Source organism: Streptomyces sp. NPDC001606 (assembly GCF_053596835.1).
The window spans coordinates 66,687-83,518 of record NZ_JBSFHC010000027.1 but is presented as its reverse complement, the minus strand read 5'-3'; the positions used below and the strand labels follow the sequence as shown (position 1 = coordinate 83,518).

14 protein-coding genes are annotated in these 16,832 nt (G+C 72.5%); 7 read left to right on the top strand and 7 right to left on the bottom strand.

Annotated elements, in window-relative coordinates; all coding sequences use genetic code 11:
- Positions 1 to 147 precede the first annotated feature (147 nt).
- Genes ACWCV9_RS34575 through ACWCV9_RS34555 form a run of 5 tightly spaced genes read right to left on the bottom strand, consistent with a single transcriptional unit; the run spans position 148 to position 5,818 of the window.
- Positions 148 to 1,458 (bottom strand): DUF58 domain-containing protein, encoded by a 1,311-nt coding sequence (locus ACWCV9_RS34575; protein ID WP_450792572.1) that lies wholly within the window; start codon positions 1,456 to 1,458, stop codon positions 148 to 150.
- Positions 1,458 to 2,447, bottom strand: a complete 990-nt coding sequence (locus tag ACWCV9_RS34570; protein WP_450792581.1) for an AAA family ATPase — start codon at positions 2,445 to 2,447, stop codon at positions 1,458 to 1,460. The genes ACWCV9_RS34575 and ACWCV9_RS34570 overlap by 1 nt, the downstream gene beginning before the upstream one ends.
- On the bottom strand, positions 2,447 to 3,589 hold the full coding sequence (locus ACWCV9_RS34565) for a DUF4350 domain-containing protein (RefSeq protein ID WP_450792579.1): 1,143 nt from the start codon (positions 3,587 to 3,589) through the stop codon (positions 2,447 to 2,449). Before ACWCV9_RS34565 ends, ACWCV9_RS34570 begins: the two co-directional genes overlap by 1 nt.
- A gap of 50 nt (positions 3,590 to 3,639) precedes the next feature.
- Positions 3,640 to 4,446: a DUF4129 domain-containing protein gene (locus ACWCV9_RS34560; RefSeq protein ID WP_450792570.1), complete on the bottom strand. Its 807-nt coding sequence runs from the start codon at positions 4,444 to 4,446 to the stop codon at positions 3,640 to 3,642.
- A 4-nt stretch (positions 4,447 to 4,450) separates the two neighbouring features.
- On the bottom strand, positions 4,451 to 5,818 hold the full coding sequence (locus ACWCV9_RS34555; protein WP_450792568.1) for a DUF7544 domain-containing protein: 1,368 nt from the start codon (positions 5,816 to 5,818) through the stop codon (positions 4,451 to 4,453).
- A gap of 140 nt (positions 5,819 to 5,958) precedes the next feature.
- On the opposite strand from ACWCV9_RS34555, the gene mtnA reads away from it, so the two are divergent.
- The 7 genes from mtnA (at position 5,959) to ACWCV9_RS34520 (ending at position 14,903) form a co-directional block, all read left to right on the top strand.
- Positions 5,959 to 7,104: an S-methyl-5-thioribose-1-phosphate isomerase gene (gene mtnA / locus ACWCV9_RS34550; RefSeq protein WP_450792566.1), complete on the top strand. Its 1,146-nt coding sequence runs from the start codon at positions 5,959 to 5,961 to the stop codon at positions 7,102 to 7,104.
- A 153-nt stretch (positions 7,105 to 7,257) separates the two neighbouring features.
- A complete protein-coding gene (gene mtrA, locus ACWCV9_RS34545) occupies positions 7,258 to 7,947 on the top strand; it encodes a two-component system response regulator MtrA (protein ID WP_385847319.1) in 690 nt (229 codons plus the stop codon).
- A gap of 1 nt (position 7,948) precedes the next feature.
- A complete protein-coding gene (mtrB, locus tag ACWCV9_RS34540) occupies positions 7,949 to 10,069 on the top strand; it encodes an MtrAB system histidine kinase MtrB (protein ID WP_450792563.1) in 2,121 nt (706 codons plus the stop codon).
- Positions 10,059 to 11,897 carry an LpqB family beta-propeller domain-containing protein gene (locus ACWCV9_RS34535; protein ID WP_450792561.1) on the top strand — a complete coding sequence of 613 codons (1,839 nt, stop codon included), beginning with the start codon at positions 10,059 to 10,061 and terminating at the stop codon, positions 11,895 to 11,897. Before mtrB ends, ACWCV9_RS34535 begins: the two co-directional genes overlap by 11 nt.
- 159 nt (positions 11,898 to 12,056) lie before the next feature.
- Positions 12,057 to 12,950 carry a ComF family protein gene (locus ACWCV9_RS34530; protein WP_450792559.1) on the top strand — a complete coding sequence of 298 codons (894 nt, stop codon included), beginning with the start codon at positions 12,057 to 12,059 and terminating at the stop codon, positions 12,948 to 12,950.
- 311 nt (positions 12,951 to 13,261) lie between these two features.
- A complete protein-coding gene (gene hpf, locus ACWCV9_RS34525; RefSeq protein ID WP_385847324.1) occupies positions 13,262 to 13,954 on the top strand; it encodes a ribosome hibernation-promoting factor, HPF/YfiA family in 693 nt (230 codons plus the stop codon).
- Between the two features lie 202 nt (positions 13,955 to 14,156).
- Positions 14,157 to 14,903 carry a response regulator gene (locus ACWCV9_RS34520; protein ID WP_450792557.1) on the top strand — a complete coding sequence of 249 codons (747 nt, stop codon included), beginning with the start codon at positions 14,157 to 14,159 and terminating at the stop codon, positions 14,901 to 14,903.
- A 9-nt stretch (positions 14,904 to 14,912) separates the two neighbouring features.
- Here ACWCV9_RS34520 and ACWCV9_RS34515 read toward each other — a convergent pair whose 3' ends face one another.
- Both ACWCV9_RS34515 and ACWCV9_RS34510 read right to left on the bottom strand, forming a co-directional pair.
- On the bottom strand, positions 14,913 to 16,088 hold the full coding sequence (locus ACWCV9_RS34515; RefSeq protein ID WP_450792555.1) for a winged helix-turn-helix domain-containing protein: 1,176 nt from the start codon (positions 16,086 to 16,088) through the stop codon (positions 14,913 to 14,915).
- Between the two features lie 49 nt (positions 16,089 to 16,137).
- A complete protein-coding gene (locus tag ACWCV9_RS34510; protein WP_450792553.1) occupies positions 16,138 to 16,710 on the bottom strand; it encodes a GNAT family N-acetyltransferase in 573 nt (190 codons plus the stop codon).
- Positions 16,711 to 16,832: the final 122 nt, after the last annotated feature.

Here is a 16,832-nt window from a genome sequence, read left to right as displayed (position 1 = left end):
ATGGTACTGCAGGGGGGACCCTGTGGGAGAGTAGGACACCGCCGAACAATCATTGGGAAAGGCCCACGCCGTATGGCGTGGGCCTTTCTGCATTTCAGGGCATTTTCTCCGCGACTCCCCGAAGGGAAGCGGCGCAGCCGGAGCTGCTCAGAGCCGGCCCGCCGCCTTGAGAGCCAGATAGGCATCCGCCAGCGCCGGAGCCAGATCGGCCGGCGTCGCGTCCACCACCGTCACTCCGTGGCGGCGGAGCTTTTCCGCCGTCCGCTGGCGCTCACTCTGTGCCCGGGCCGCGGCCGCCGCCTCGTACACCGCGTCGACGTCGCCCCGGCCCTTGGCCATGCGGGCGATGTGCGGATCGGCCACTGAAGCGAGCAGAACCGTGTGGCGCTGCGTGAGCTGCGGCAGGACCGGAAGCAGACCCTGTTCGACCGGCGCCGCGTCGAGCGTGGTGAACAGGACGACGAGCGAGCGGCGCGGTGCCGTACGCAGCGCTGTGGCGGTGAGGCCGCGGGCGTCCGTCTCCACCAGCTCGGGCTCGAGCGTGGCCATCGCGTCGACCAGAGACGGCAGCAGATCTTTCGCGGAACGGCTCTGCACCGTGGCGCGTACCCGGCGGTCGTAGGCGAGAAGGCCCACGTGGTCGCCGGCCCGGGAGGCGAGCGCCGCGAGGAGCAGTGCCGCGTCCAGGGAGGCGTCGAGGCGTGGGATGTCGTCCACGCGGCCGGCCGAGGTGCGGCCGGTGTCGAGGACGAGAAGGATGTGGCGGTCGCGTTCCGGCCGCCAGGTGCGGACGGCGACCGTGGACTGCCGGGCGGTGGCTCGCCAGTCGATCGAGCGGGTGTCGTCTCCGGGGACGTACTCGCGCAGGCTGTCGAACTCTGTGCCCTCACCGCGTGTCAGAACGCTGGTACGGCCGTCGAGTTCACGCAATCGGGCGAGTTTCGACGGCAGGTGCTTGCGGCTGGTGAACGGGGGCAGAACCCGTACAGACCAGGGCACTTTGTGGGCGCCCTGGCGGGAGAACAGACCGAGAGGACCGTAGGAGCGGATGGTGACGCGGTCGGCCTGACGGTCGCCGCGGCGGGTGGGGCGCAGCCGGGTCGTCACCCGTCGGCGTTCGCCGGGGGGCACGGTCAGCGGGTGGCGGGATGCCTCGATCTCGCTGCCGGGCTGCCAGCTGCTGGGCGGCCAGGCGTCCCGCAGCTGTGCCCGCAGGGGCCGGCGGGACGGGTTGGTGACCGTGAGGGTGACGTCGGCGGTGTCGCCGAGACGAGCGGAGGTGTCGCCGGAGCGGGTGAGGACGAGGCGTCGTACGGGTGCGGCGAGCGCGTAGTCGCAGGCGCAGGCGAGGGCCAGCGGGCCGTTGACGGCGAGGATGCCCGTCCAGCCGGGCTCCAGGAGTCCGACCGGGATGGAGCCGAGGGCCGCGAGCAGGGCGGCGCGTCCGGTGAGTGCCATCAGCGGGGGACCGGGACGTGGGAGAGGATCGCGTTGATGACGGAGTCCGCCGTCACGCCTTCCATTTCGGCCTCGGGCCGCAGCTGGACGCGGTGGCGCAGGGTGGGCAGGGCGAGGGCCTTGACGTCGTCGGGGATGACGTAGTCGCGGCCGGTCAGCCAGGCCCAGGCGCGGGCGGTGGCGAGGAGGGCGGTCGCGCCGCGCGGGGAGACGCCGAGAGTGAGGGACGGCGATTCGCGGGTGGCGCGGCAGATGTCGACGACGTAGGCGGTGATCTCGGGGGAGACGGTCGTCTTGGCGACCGCCGCACGGGCCGCTTCCAGGTCGGCGGGGCCGGCGACGGGGCGTACTCCGGCCGCGCGCAGGTCGCGGGGGTTGAAGCCGGAGGCGTGCCGGGTGAGGACGTCGATCTCGTCCTGCCGGGAGGGCAGAGGGACCGTCAGTTTGAGCAGGAAGCGGTCGAGTTGGGCTTCGGGGAGGGGGTAGGTGCCCTCGTACTCGACCGGGTTCTGGGTCGCGGCGACGAGGAACGGGTCGGGGAGCGGCCGTGGGGTTCCGTCGACCGTGACCTGGCGTTCCTCCATGGCTTCCAGGAGGGAGGACTGGGTCTTGGGCGGGGTGCGGTTGATCTCGTCCGCGAGGAGGAGGTGGGTGAAGACCGGCCCCTCCTGGAAGGAGAACTCGGCCGTGCGGGTGTCGTAGACGAGGGAGCCGGTGACGTCGCTCGGCATCAGGTCCGGGGTGAACTGGACACGCTTGGTGTCGAGTTCCAGCGCAGATGCGAGGGCGCGGACGAGCAACGTTTTGGCGACTCCGGGGACTCCTTCAAGTAGGACGTGTCCGCGGCAGAGGAGGGCGACGACGAGACCGGTGACGGCGGGGTCCTGGCCGACCACGGCTTTGGCGATCTCGGCGCGCAGGGCTTCCAGGGCGGCCCGGGCGGTGCCCGCGTCTCCGCTCTGCCCGGCGTTGTCAGTGGTCGGGTCCATCATGAACGGCGTACCTCTCTTTCGAGGGCGTCGAGTTGGTCGGTCAGTGCGATGAGGGCCGCGTCGTCGCCGGGCGGCGGTCCGAAGAGGAGGGAGTGCAGGGCCTGGCCGTCACCGGAGAGGTGGGCGGACAGAGCGGGGAGCAGCGCCTCGGGCGTGTGTGCCTGGGCGAGGGGGATACCGACGAGCGGCGCGAGGCGACCGCGGGTGGCGGAGCGGAGTGCGGAGGCTGCCCGGTCGCGGGCGTTGGCCTTGCGGTAGAGGCGGGCGCGGCCTTCGGCGGTCTCGGAGGCGCGGATCGCGACGGGGAGTTTCTCGGGCACGAGCGGGCCGAAGCGGCGTGCGCGCCAGAAGGCGGCGAAGGCTGCGGCGATGAGGAGTTGCAGGGTCGCCCAGAGCCAGCCGGAGGGGAGCAGGTCGAAGAAGTCCTTCTGGTCGCCGGTGTCGGTGGCCGAGGCGTCGGACAGCGAGGGGAGGTACCAGACCAGATGGGGGCGGGAGCCGAGGAGTTGGAGGGCGAGCGAGGCGTTGCCCTGCTTGTCGAGGCGGTTGTTGAAGAGGATGTCGGGCGCGCCGAGCACGACGGTGTCGCCGCTCCCGGAGGCCGCGGGGATGCGCAGCAGGGTGGCGAGGCGCTCGCTGGGGTAGCAGGAGTCGGCGTCGAGGTGGGTGGTGGTGTAGCGGACCCCGCCGGTTTCGGCGGTGCCCGCGCGCCGGGCCTCGGGCAGGGTGCAGCGCGGTGCAAGGGTGGTGTGGAGGCTGTTGGCGGGGTCCGCGGTGACCCCGGGGGCGAGCCGCTCGATGGACCAGCTGCCGGCCGCGGCGAGCACGGTGCGTCCGCCGGAGGCCGCGGTGGTGCGGTGCAGCTGGGTCTGCTGACGGTGAGTCAGCAGATCGGGGTCGGTGACCAGGAGAGTGGTGTCGGGTCCGGCGGCGGCGCGGGCGGCGCCGAGTGTGGTGACCACGCGGGTGGAGACGCCCCGCTCCGAGAGGAGTTGGGCGACGGCGTGGCTGCCGTAGGGGTCGACGGAGCGCGGGTCGAGTTCGCCGTGCCGGGTGGTGGAGCGTATGGCGGCCATGGCGATGGCGGCGGACAGGATCAGGACCAGGGCGAGTGCGAGGCCGCGGGTGCGGGTCCACATCGCTTTGGCGGTGGGCGCGGTGGAGGTGGTCGGCGGCGCGGTCTGGACGGTCACTGGGCGGCCCCCTGGCCGGTGCTGTGGGCCGTGCTGGTGGCGCTGTCGGTGAGGGTGGCCTGGGCGGTGTCGGCGGCGAGGTCGGGCTTGGTGCGTTCGAGGTCGCGGTCGAGTTCGGCGAGGTGGTGGTACGACTGCTCGTTCGTGCTGCGTCCGCCGTATGTCACGTCGTCGAAGGTGCGGGCGGCGGCGCGCAGCCGGTCGGCGTGGCCGGGGAGCGGGCGGGCGGCCTCGGCGGCGGCTTCGTCGGCGGTGCGGCCGGGGCGGGCGTCGAGCAGGGCCCGTTCCTCCAGGGAGCGGACGATGGCCCGCATGCGTTCCTGGACGGCCTGGTTCCAGTGGCCCTGGGCCGCGTGCGCTTCGCTCGCGGCGCGATGTTCGGCGGCGCTGCGGGGGCGGTCGTCGAACAGGACGGAGGCGGAGACGGGCCGGCGGTGGGGGGTGCCCAGGCGCCACCACAGGGCGGCGAGGACGGCGACGACGAACGCGATCACGACGACCAGTCCGACGGTGCCTCCAGGAGTGGCCGAGGCGGCGTGGGCGAGGAGCCGGTCCAGCCACCCCCAGAACGCGTTCCAGGCGCGTTCGAGCAGGCCCGGGTCGTTCTGGTGGTACAGCCGCTTGGACAGCTCGCGGCGGGCCGCCTCCCGCGCGGGGTCGCGCGGGATGGTGACGGGCGGCTCGTCTCCCGAGCCGCCGGCCGCCAGGACGGCCCGGCCCGCCGCACCGAGCAGGATGTGCACGGCCGTGGCGCCGGCGCCGGGCGGGACCGGCGTCGGCAGCACTCCCCCCGTGAGGCTCACCGCATCAGCTCCCCGGGACGGTGCCGGGTGCGCTGCCGCCGTAGCCCTGGACACCGGCGGCGCGGGCCAGTTCGAGGTCGAGGGCCTCGCGGCGGATGCGCAGGTCGATGTAGAGGAGCACGGTGACGCCGGCGTTGATCGGCAGGGTGAGCGTGGCGCCGATCACCGAGCCGATGCCGCTGATGATCAGGAAGGTCCAGCCGATGTGTCCGGTGGTGGTGCCGAGCAGCCCGCCGATGCCGCCGCCGCCCACGGCCGCCCCGAGGAAGACGAAGGGCAGCCCGACGAGCGCCGAGACGATGCTGGCGATGAGTCCGGCGAGCATCTGGATGCCGAGGACGCGCCACCACGAGCCGCGGACGAGCTTCGCCGAGCGCCCCATCGACTTCAGGATGCCCTGGCGTTCGAGCATCAGGGCGGGGGAGGCCAGGCAGAAGCGGATCATCAGCCAGAGCAGCACGGCGGACGCGGCGAGCAAGCCCAGGACGAGCAGGGCGGTGGCGCCGCCGATGCTGCCGGCGGCCAGCACGAGGATGCCGGGCAGTGTGCAGACGAGGAAGACGCCGATGGCGATGAGGCCGAGCAGGATCAGCAGGCCGAACAGCCGCAGCACCTGGGGGCGGGCGTCGCGCCAGGCCTCGCCGGCGCTGACCGGTTTGCCGAGGACGGCCCGGCTGGTGACGGTGGTCAGCATGGCGGTGGCGATGATCGTGCCGACGACGGTGATCAGGCTGATGACGCCGGAGCTGATGAAGGCGTCCCGCATGACGCGGAAGACGTCACCGGGGGTGCTGTCGGGCTTGATGGCCTGCGGGCCGAGGGCGCTGTTCAGGACCAGGCCCTGGACCAGCACCGTGCCGGTGCGGGCGATGAGCGCGACGGTCAGGGAGATACCGAGGACCGTGCGCCAGTAGGTGCGCATGGTCGACACGGCGCCGTCGAGGATCTCGCCGACTCCGAGCGGGCGCAGCGGGATCACTCCGGGCTTGGCCGCGGGCGGGGGGCCGCCCCAGCCGCCGCCCCAGGCTCCGTGGCCGCCGGGCGTGCCGTAACCCCCGCCGTAGCCGCCAGGGCCTCCGCCGTAGTTGCCGGGGCCGGTGCCGCCGGGTCCGCCGCCCCAGCCGGGGCCGGGAGGCGGGGGCGGGGGCGTCTGTCCCGGGCCGGGGGCGCCGGTGGGCGCGGACCACTGGCCGGCCGGCGGCTGGTCCTTGGACCACTTCACGCCTGGGCCCTGCGGGTGTGCGCCCGGCTGCGGCGCGGGCTCGGCGGGGCCGGGACGGTCGGCGGGCTCGGCAGGGCCGGGCGCGCCGGGTTCCCGCCCCTCGGACGACGGGGCGGATCCGGGCGAGGCCCAGCCCGGAGTGTCTGTCATCGAAGCTCCTTCTCGGTGCCCGTCCGCGGTCGCGGTGGCAGGTTGGCAGCCATCGTGCCATGGGGTGGTGATCTAGGGACCGGCCGCGGTAGGGGCTGGATGCCTTCCATGGTGCGCCGGATCCGGGGAAGACTGACCGCATGGCTGATCAGCAGGCGCGACCCGGTGGGGACAACAAGCCGAGCGAGATACCGGCGATCCGGTGGGAGGAACCGCCCGAGGGTCCGGTCGTGGTCCTTCTCGACCAGACGCGGCTTCCGGCGGAAGAGGTCGAGCTGGTGTGCACGGATGCGCCGGCCCTGGTGGAGGCGATCCGTTCGCTGGCGGTGCGCGGTGCGCCGCTGCTCGGGATCGCGGGGGCGTACGGCGTCGCGCTCGCCGCCGCGCGCGGCTTCGACGTGGCCGAGGCGGGCACGGCGCTCGAGAGTGCCCGGCCGACCGCGGTGAACCTGTCCGTCGGCGTGCGCCGGGCCCAGGCCGCGCACCAGGCCGAGCTGGCCCGCAGCGGTGATCCCACGGCGGCGGCCACGGCGGCGCTGGCCGCGGCGCGGGAGCTGCACCGGCAGGACGCGGAGGCCAGTGCCCGGATGGGCGCCCACGGTCTGGCGCTGCTGGACGAGCTGCTGTCGGGCGGCGGGCACCGGATCCTCACGCACTGCAACACGGGGCGGCTGGTGTCCGGCGGGGAGGGCACGGCCTTCGCGGTGGCGCTCGCGGCGCATCGGCAGGGGCGGCTGCGGCGGCTGTGGGTGGATGAGACGCGTCCCCTGTTGCAGGGGGCTCGGCTGACGGCGTACGAGGCGGCCGGCAGCGGCATGGCGTACACCCTGCTCACCGACAACGCGGCGGGGTCGCTGTTCGCGGCGGGGGAGGTGGACGCGGTGCTGGTCGGGGCGGACCGGATCGCGGCCGACGGTTCGGTGGCGAACAAGGTGGGGAGCTATCCGCTCGCCGTGCTCGCGCGCTACCACCATGTGCCGTTCATCGTGGTGGCGCCGCTGACGACGGTCGACCTGGAGACTCCCGACGGGGCGTCCATCGAGGTCGAGCAGCGGGCCGGTTTCGAGGTGACGGAGCTGGTGGCGCCGCAGGTGCCGGTGACGGGGGCGGGCGGCGGGGTGCCGGTGGCGCCGCTGGGGACCCAGGCGTACAACCCGGCGTTCGATGTGACGCCGCCCGAGCTGGTGACGGCCATCGTCACCGAGGCGGGGGTCGTCTCGCCGGTGACGGCCGGGGCTCTGGCGGAGCTGTGCGCGGCGGGGTCCAGGAGGGCGCCGGTCGGCTGACGCGGCGGTGGCGGCGGTGCCGGTTCCGCGGTGTGTGCGGTTGCCGTGGGGCCAGGTGGGAGGGGCGGGGCAGACAGTGACGGTTCCCTACGACTATCGTCACGGGCCAGTGACCTCGCTCACCAGCGCCTCTGTCACTGTTACGAGAATGGGATGATGTCGTTTATGAAGGGACGAGTCCTTGTCGTCGACGACGACACCGCACTGGCCGAGATGCTCGGGATCGTGCTGCGTGGTGAGGGTTTTGAGCCGTCTTTCGTAGCCGACGGCGACAAGGCGCTGGCTGCTTTCCGTGAGACCAAGCCCGACCTGGTGCTGCTCGACCTGATGCTGCCGGGCCGGGACGGTATCGAGGTCTGCCGGCTGATCCGCGCCGAGTCCGGCGTGCCGATCGTGATGCTCACGGCCAAGAGCGACACCGTGGATGTGGTCGTGGGCCTGGAGTCCGGTGCCGACGACTACATCGTCAAGCCGTTCAAGCCGAAGGAGCTGGTGGCGCGGATCCGGGCGCGGTTGCGCAGGTCCGAGGAGCCGGCGCCGGAGCAGCTCACCATCGGTGACCTGGTTATCGATGTGGCCGGGCACTCGGTGAAGCGGGACGGGCAGTCGATCGCGCTGACCCCGCTGGAGTTCGACCTGCTGGTGGCGCTCGCGCGCAAGCCGTGGCAGGTGTTCACGCGTGAGGTGCTGCTGGAGCAGGTGTGGGGCTACCGGCATGCCGCCGACACCCGCCTGGTGAACGTTCATGTGCAGCGGCTGCGTTCCAAGGTCGAGAGGGACCCGGAACGGCCGGAGATCGTGGTGACCGTCCGTGGTGTCGGTTACAAGGCCGGACCGAGCTGACATGTCCGGGGACAGTGCCGCTTCGGCCCCCGGCAGGTCCGGGGCCCGTCCGGGGCGGCCTGTCGGCCCGGCGGCGGTGATTGCGCGTTTCAGACGTCTCTTCGAGGGCGGACTGCTCCAGGGCGGGTTCCGGGGCAGCCCGGTCCTGCGGCTCTTCCTGCGCTGGGTGCGCCGACCGCTGCTGCCGGTGATGCGGCTGTGGCGGCGCAACATCCAGCTCAGGGTCGTGGCGACGACGCTGCTGATGTCGCTGGGTGTCGTACTGCTGCTCGGCTTCGTGGTGATCGGGCAGGTGCGCAACGGCCTGCTGGACGCCAAGGTGAAGGCCTCGCAGAGCCAGGCCACGGGCGGGTTCGCGGTGGCCCGGCAGAAGGCCGACGAGGCGGCCGGCGGAACCGCGGCCGGCACGGCCGCCGGGACCGCCACGGGTGACGACACCCCCGGCACGGACGGGCGGCAGTCGCAGAGCGTCATCCCGTGGATGAGCGACCTCGTGGACTCGCTGTCCAGCGGCGGCGCCGGTGCCTTCGACGTGGTGACGCTGCCCGTCGGCGACGACAGCGGTGGCGGGCGCAGCCCGCGCGGTTCGGGTTACGTCAACCCGACCTCCAGCATTCCCGCCGCCCTGCGCGAGCGGGTCAACAACGGCATGACGGCCGCGCAGAGCTACACGCGGATCATCTACTCCAACGGCAAGGAGTCGCAGCCGGCGCTGGTCATCGGCAAGCAGGTCAACGACCCGAACGGGCGCCCGTACGAGCTGTACTACCTCTTCCCGCTCACGCAGGAGGAGAAGTCCCTGAGCCTGGTCAAGGGGACCCTCGCGACGGCCGGGCTGTTCGTCGTCGTTCTGCTGGGCGCCATCGCCTGGCTGGTGGTGCGGCAGGTCGTGACGCCGGTGCGGATGGCGGCCGGGATCGCGGAGCGGCTGTCCGCGGGGCGGCTCCAGGAACGGATGAAGGTCACCGGCGAGGACGACATCGCGCGCCTGGGCGAGGCCTTCAACAAGATGGCGCAGAACCTCCAGGTGAAGATCAACCAGCTGGAGGACCTGTCGCGGATGCAGCGCCGGTTCGTCTCGGACGTCTCGCACGAGCTGCGGACGCCGCTGACGACCGTGCGGATGGCGGCCGATGTCATCCACGAGGCACGGGAGGACTTCGACCCGGTGACCGCCCGGTCCGCGGAGCTGCTCGCCGACCAGCTGGACCGGTTCGAGTCGCTGCTCGCGGACCTGCTGGAGATCAGCCGGTTCGACGCGGGCGCGGCGGCCCTGGAGGCCGAGCCGATCGACCTCAGGGAGGTCGTCCGGCGGGTGGTCAGCGGTGCCGAGCCGCTGGCCGAGCGCAAGGGCACCCGGATACGCGTGCTCGGGGATCAGCAGCCCGTCGTCGCCGAGGCCGACGCCCGGCGCGTGGAGCGCGTGCTGCGCAACCTGGTCGTGAACGCCGTCGAGCACGGCGAGGGCAAGGATGTCGTCGTCAAGCTGGCCGCCGCCGGTGGCGCGGTCGCCGTCGCGGTGCGCGACTACGGCGTCGGGCTCAAGCCGGGCGAGGCGACCCGTGTGTTCAGCCGCTTCTGGCGGGCGGATCCGGCGCGCGCGCGTACCACCGGTGGTACGGGCCTGGGGCTGTCGATCGCCCTGGAGGACGCCCGGCTGCACGGCGGCTGGCTCCAGGCCTGGGGCGAGCCGGGCGGCGGCTCGCAGTTCCGGCTGACCCTGCCCAGGACGGCGGACGAGCCGCTGCGAGGCTCTCCGATACCGCTGGAGCCCAAGGACTCGCGCCGTAACCGCGGCGTCGACGACTCCGGTGCGCGCCGGGGCGGGGAGGAGAAGCGGGCGACGGTTCCGGTGCAGCAGGGGTGCGCTCAGGGACCCGCGCTGCCGCCGCGCTCCTCGATCGCGCCGCGGCTGACGGCCGGCACCCCCGCCGTGGACCCGACCGCGATGCCCGCTCAGGGCAATGGCACGCGCGTGGTGCCCCGGCCCGCCGGTGGCGTCCGGCTCCCGGACGAACGGCGGGCCGACGGGCCGGCCGACGACGGTGCCCGTGCGGACGGGCCGGAGGCGGCCCGGGCTGAGGACTCGACCGAGCCAGGGGAGGCATTTCGTGGGCGCTGACCGCGAGGGGGGCGCCCGGCGGAAGCCGTGGCGCGCGGTGGCGTACGCCGCCCTGGGGGGCGTACTGCTGGCCGGATGCGCCTCGATGCCCGACAGCGGGGATCTGCGGGACGTGGAGTCCACGCCGCAGCAGGACACCGGCGTCCGCGTGTTCGCCATGCCGCCCGCCGACGGCGCCGGCCCCGGGGAGATCATGCAGGGCTTCCTGGAGGCCCTGACCAGCGACGATCCGTCGTACGACACGGCCCGCAAGTATCTGACGGACGGCGCGGCGCGCACCTGGCGGCCGGAGCGCTCCACCACGGTGCTCGCGAACGGCCCGAGCATCGAGACCGAGTGCCGCCCGGACGACCGGCAGGACGCGGGCAGCGAGACCTGTGTGCTGGCCGGCAGCCGGGTCGCCACCGTCGACGCGCGGCAGGCGTACCAGCCCGCCGGCGGTTCGTACCGCAAGTTCCTGCACCTGGCGAAGGACGCCAAGACCGGGCAGTGGCGCATCGACCGGCTGCCGGACGGCGTCGTCATGGGCAAGTCGGACTTCCAGCGCAACTACACGCCGGTCGACAAGTACTACTTCGCCTCCGACACGGTGGTCGGGGCGACCGGGGAGCCGGTGGCCGTCGCCGACCCGGTGTTCGTGCGCAGCAAGGTGGACCCGATGACGCAGATGGTCCGCTCGCTGCTCCGCGGGCCCACCAGATGGCTGCGTCCGGTGGTCAGGTCCAGCTTCCCGACCGGTACGGCGTTGCAGAAGGACGTGTCGGGACTGACACCGGACGACCAGAACAGGCTGACGGTGCCGCTGAACCTCAAGGCGTCCCGGATCGGCACGGCCAAGTGCACCGAGATGGCGACCCAGATCCTGTTCACCCTGCGGAACCTCACGCCGACCCTGGAGTCCGTCGAACTCGACGGGGCCGACGGCCGGCGGATGTGCGACCTGTCCGAGGAGCGCGCGGAGGCCGCCGCCTGGCACGGTTCCAGCAAGCGCCCCGAGTACCTGTACTACCTCGACGGCAGGCACCGGCTGGTGCGGTTGCCGACCGGGAGTACGGGGACGGTCGAACCGTCCGCGGTGCCGGGGCCGTTCGGCGAGGGCGGCGTCAAGGGGCTCCAGTCGGTGGCCGTGTCGCGGGACGAGCACAGCGTGGCCGGCATCGCGGGCGACGGGAGGTCGCTGTACGTGACCTCGCTGGCGTCGGGCGGTTCGCTCGGGGACGCGGTGGTGACCAGCAACGGCGCGGACCCGGCCGACCGGCTGACCACCCCGAGCTGGGACGCCCGCGGCGATCTGTGGGTCGCCGACCGCGATCCGCAGCGCAAGCGGCTGCTGGTCGTGCCGCAGGGGGCCACCAAGGCGGAGGAGGTCGCCGTCCCGGATCTGTCCGGTGCGATCAGGGACGCCCGGGTGGCCGCGGACGGGGCCCGGATCGCCCTGGTCGTGGCGAGGGGCGACAAGCAGTACCTGCTCATCGGCCGTATCCAGCGGGACGACGGGACCGGGCAGGGCACCTCGGTGGTCGAACTGCGCTCGGCCGCCCCGGACCTGGAGCAGGTCAGCGCGATGACCTGGGCGGGGGACAGCAGGCTGCTGGTCGTCGGCCGGGAGTCGGGCGGAGTGCAGCAGATGCGGTACGTCCAGGTGGACGGCTCCACGCTGGACGGACCCGCGCCCGGTGCGCTCACCGGCGTCAAGGCGGTCGCCGCGTCCGAGGACGACCGGGTGCCGCTGGTGGCCTACTCGGAGGACGGCATCGTCCGGCTGCCCTCGGGTGCGCAGTGGCAGAAGGTGGACAAGGACGGGACGGCGCCGGTCTATCCGGGCTGACGGCGGTCGGGCGGGGGCGCTGCATGTCCCCGCCCGTTCCCCGTGTGTCCCCGCCCGTCCCCCGTGTGAGTGAGGGGCGGTCTCGGCGACGCCGAGTTGTCCACAGGGCGTTGTCCACAGGGGTGGCGGGCCGGCTCGGGCCTCGGCACAGTAGTGGGCATGCGGAGGTGGTGGCAGGACCTCACCGACCTGGTGCTGCCGACCGACTGCGCGGGGTGCGGCGCACCTCGTACGGTCCTGTGCGCGCGGTGCCGGACCGCACTGCACGGGAGCGTGCCGCGGCGGGTGCGGCCGCAGCCGGAGCCGGCCGGGCTGCCGGTGGTGCACGCGGCGGCGCCGTACGCGACGGACGTGCGGGCGGCTCTGCTCGCTCACAAGGAGCGGGGCGCGCTGGCGCTCGCGGGAGCTCTGGGCACGGCACTGGCGGGCGCCGTGCGGGCAGGGCTCGGCGGCGGGATACCGGATGCCCGTCCGGTGCTGCTCGTCCCCGTTCCCTCCGCCCCGCGGGCCGTGCGGGCGCGGGGGCACGACCCGGTGCGCCGGGTGGCGCTGGCGGCCGCCGGGGAGCTGCGGCGCGGTGGTACACCGGCGCGGGTGGCGGGCGTGCTGCGCCAGCGGCGCGCCGTGGCCGACCAGGCGGAGCTGGACGCCCGGCGGCGGCTGGAGAACCTGGCGGGGGCGCTGGAGGTCACGGCGGGCGGTGCCCGGCTGCTCGCCGCGGGCCGGGTGGTGCTCGTCGACGACCTGATCACGACCGGTGCCACCCTCGGCGAGGCGGCTCGTGCCGTGCGGGAGGCGCTCGGCGGGTCCGGCGTCATTCCGCCCGGTGAGGGCGGTACAGGAGGGAACTCGGGGGGAAGAGGGATGAACACGGTCGTGTACGCCGCCGTAACTCGGGAAGGAAGGGGGGAACGACGGATCGGCGTCCGGACGGAGCGAGGTAAGTGGGTGCAGGCTGCACCGGAAAAGGCGGTGGCGAACGCCCTCCGGACGGATCTCCGTGCGGCGGTGATCGCCGCTCCTCGGGATTCTTTCGAAATAAACAGGAACTGACCGTGGACCTGCATCGTTGCAGGTAGTGAGAGGGTCAATTCACCTGAACGGAGGTACGTAGCGGTAGAGGGTGACGACATCCGTCCGGGCGAGATATGTTCGGTTGTGAGGAAAGGCGCAGGCCACACCTCGCATATCGGAATGCCGTGCTGCGGGCTTTCCGTAATCACCCGCACCGGTGGGGTGCAGATCTCGCCCCTGGGGGAGGAGGAGGTGTAAGTCACCGAGTCCGAGGCCCGGTGCTCACCGGGCCTGGTGCAAAAGGGAGATGCTCCGCCGAGCGGCGGAGCGATCCGGGAACGGAGTTCTGCGTGGACATCGTCGTCAAAGGCCGCAAGACCGAGGTGCCCGAGCGGTTCCGCAAGCACGTGGCCGAGAAGCTGAAGCTGGAGAAGATCCAGAGGCTCGATGCCAAGGTGATCAGCCTCGACGTCGAGGTGTCCAAAGAGCCCAACCCCCGTCAGGCCGACCGCTGTGACCGAGTGGAGATCACGCTCCGCTCCCGCGGCCCGGTGATCAGGGCGGAGGCAGCGGCCAGCGATCCGTACGCGGCACTCGATCTGGCGGCGGAGAAGCTGGACGCCCGGTTGCGCAAGCAGCACGACAAGCGCTTCTCGCGACGTGGCGCGCAGCGGATCTCGGCGGCCGAGGTCCCCGACCACGTCCCTGGCGCGGCCACCCTGAACGGCAACGGCCTGCCCGCCCATGACGAGGAGACCGAGGGGGTGCCGACCAAGAAGATCGGCTCGCTCGAGGTCACCGGTGAGGGCCCGCTCGTCGTCCGCGAAAAGACCCACGTCGCCGCCCCGATGAGCCTCGACCAGGCGCTCTACGAGATGGAACTGGTCGGCCACGACTTCTATCTGTTCGTCGACTCCGAGACCAAGCAGCCGAGCGTCGTCTACCGGCGCCACGCCTACGACTACGGCGTGATCCACCTGAACACGGACGAGATGGTCGCCGAGGCGCAGGCCCCGGCGGCGGGGGGCACCCTGGGCGGCTGATCCGCCCGGCCGACGCCGATCCGGTGCCCCTGGAGCGCGTGTGCGCCCCCAGGGGCACCGGTGTGCGACCACTTCGCGCCCGGCATGTCACCTCCGTGTCGCCCGGGCATGGAATCATGGCCGCACGGCCCAACGGGTGGGCCACTGCCTTGGATTGGCGATGGCACAGAACCACAGGCCACAGCCTTCAGGGGGAGGAACGATGGCGGACACCTTCGGACCGATGCGGGACGAGGACGCCGACGACAATGTCATCGGCATGGGCTCCGATGCGGGCTCCGTACGCAAGGAGCCGATCAGAGTCCTGGTCGTGGACGACCACGCCCTCTTCCGGCGCGGCCTGGAGATCGTGCTCGCCGCAGAGGAGGACATCCAGGTCGTCGGCGAGGCGGGCGACGGCGCCGAGGCCGTCGACAAGGCCGCCGATCTGCTGCCCGACATCGTGCTGATGGACGTCCGCATGCCCAAGCGCGGCGGGATCGAGGCCTGCACCTCCATCAAGGAGGTCGCCCCCAGCGCGAAGATCATCATGCTGACGATCAGCGACGAGGAGGCCGACCTCTACGACGCGATCAAGGCGGGAGCGACCGGATATCTCCTCAAGGAGATCTCGACCGACGAGGTGGCGACCGCGATTCGTGCGGTGGCCGACGGACAGTCGCAGATCAGCCCGTCGATGGCGTCGAAACTGCTCACCGAGTTCAAGTCGATGATCCAGCGCACCGACGAGCGTCGGCTGGTCCCGGCGCCCCGGCTGACGGACCGTGAGCTGGAGGTGCTCAAGCTCGTCGCCACCGGGATGAACAACCGGGACATCGCCAAGGAGCTGTTCATCTCCGAGAACACCGTGAAGAACCACGTCCGCAACATCCTGGAGAAGCTTCAGCTGCACTCCAGGATGGAGGCGGTGGTCTACGCGATGCGGGAGAAGATCCTGGAGATCCGGTAGTCCGGTTTCTCAGCCGAGGGCGCGGGCCAGTTCCCGGGTCAGCGGGGCGCGCAGCGCGGGGTCGCCGACCAGTTCGACCCGGACGTCCGTGCAGTTCACCCAGCAGGCCGCCTCGACCAGGGCCTGGGCGACCGCCGGGACCGCCTTCGCGTTCTCCAGGGTGACCTGCTTCGCCACCAGCGTGCTGCCCTCGCGGGCCGGGTCGACACGCCCGACCAGCCGGCCGCCCGCCAGCACCGGCATCGCGAAGTAGCCGTGCACCCGCTTCTGCCGGGGGACGTACGCCTCCAGGCGATGGGTGAAGCCGAAGATCCGCTCCGTCCGCGCCCGCTCCCAGATCAGTGAGTCGAACGGCGACAGCAGGGTGGTGCGGTGGCGGCCGCGCGGCGGGGTCGCCAGCGCCGCGGGATCCGCCCACGCCGGACGCCCCCAGCCCTCCACCTCCACCGGGACCAGACCCGAGTCGGCGATCACCGCGTCCACCTGCTCGCCCTTGAGCCGGTGATAGTCGGCGATGTCCGCGCGGGTGCCGACGCCGAGGGACTCACCGGCCAGCCGGACCAGACGGCGCAGGCACTCGGCGTCGTCCAGGTCGTCGTGCAGCAGCGACTGCGGGACCGCGCGCTCGGCGAGGTCGTACACCCGCTTCCAGCCGCGCCGCTCCACGCACACCACCTCGCCGTACATCAGCGCGCGCTCCACGGCGACCTTGGTGCCGGACCAGTCCCACCACTCGCTGGTCCTCTTGGCGCCGCCCAGCTCCGTCGCGGTGAGCGGGCCCTCGGCGCGCAGCTGCTCGATGACCTGGTCGTAGGCGCCGTCGGGCAGCGCGTGGTGCCAGTGCGGGCGGGAGCGGTACGCGCGGCGGCGGAAAGCGAAGTACGGCCACTCCTCGATGGGCAGCAGGCAGGCCGCGTGCGACCAGTACTCGAAGGCGTGCGTGTCCTTCCAGTACGCGGCCTCGACCGTCTTGCGGCCGACCGCTCCCAGGCGGGCGTACGGCACGAGTTCATGGGAGCGGGCGAGGACGGAGATGGTGTCGAGCTGCACCGCGCCGAGATGGCGCAGCACCCCGCGGACACCGGCCCGTCGGTCGGGCGCGCCGAGGAAGCCCTGGGCCCGCAGGGCGATACGGCGGGCGTCGTCCGCGGTGAGCGTGATGGTCGGGCGCGGAAGGGTCGTCATGTGCCGGACGATAGAGGGAGCCACTGACAGTCCCCGGTGAGCTGCTGTTTCACCGCTCGCGCGCGGGCAGGTACGGCGCGGTGGAGGGCAGGCCCAGGTCCGAGGGGAGCAGGGAACCGACCCAGCAGTCCCGGCGCACGCCCTTGTTGTTGACGGCCGAGCGCAGGATGCCCTCGATGGTGAAACCGGCCCGTTCGGCCACCGCGCGGGAGGCGGTGTTGCCGACCTCGGCGCGCCACTCCACACGGTCGACACCCACCTCGGTGAAGATCCACCGGCAGGCGGTCAGCGCGGCCTCGGTGGTGTAGCCGCGGCCGCGGTGCTCCTTGGCGGCCCAGAAACCGATCTCGGCCGTGCCCAGGGTACGCATGGTGAGGGCGAGCATGCCGGTCAGGTCGCCGCCGGGCAGGAAGACGCCAAAGGTGAACATCGAGCCCTGCGACCAGCCGTCGGGCACCAGCTGCTCGGTGAAGCTCAGGGCGTGTTCCGGCAGGTAGGGCGACGGGACCGTGGTCCAGCGCTGGATGTCCGGGTCCTGTACGGCCGCGAAGACGGCGTCGGTGTCGGCCGGGCCGACCGAGCGCAGCAGCAGTCGGTCCGTGGTGAGCGTGACGGGTTCCATCGGCCGATTCTGCGCGACCCACCCGCGCGCGGGCCATTCGATTCAGCGATCCGTGAGCACGTGATCACATTTCGCACAATTCCTCGCGCCGATGCGGCACTATCCGGATGCGCCGTCCGTTG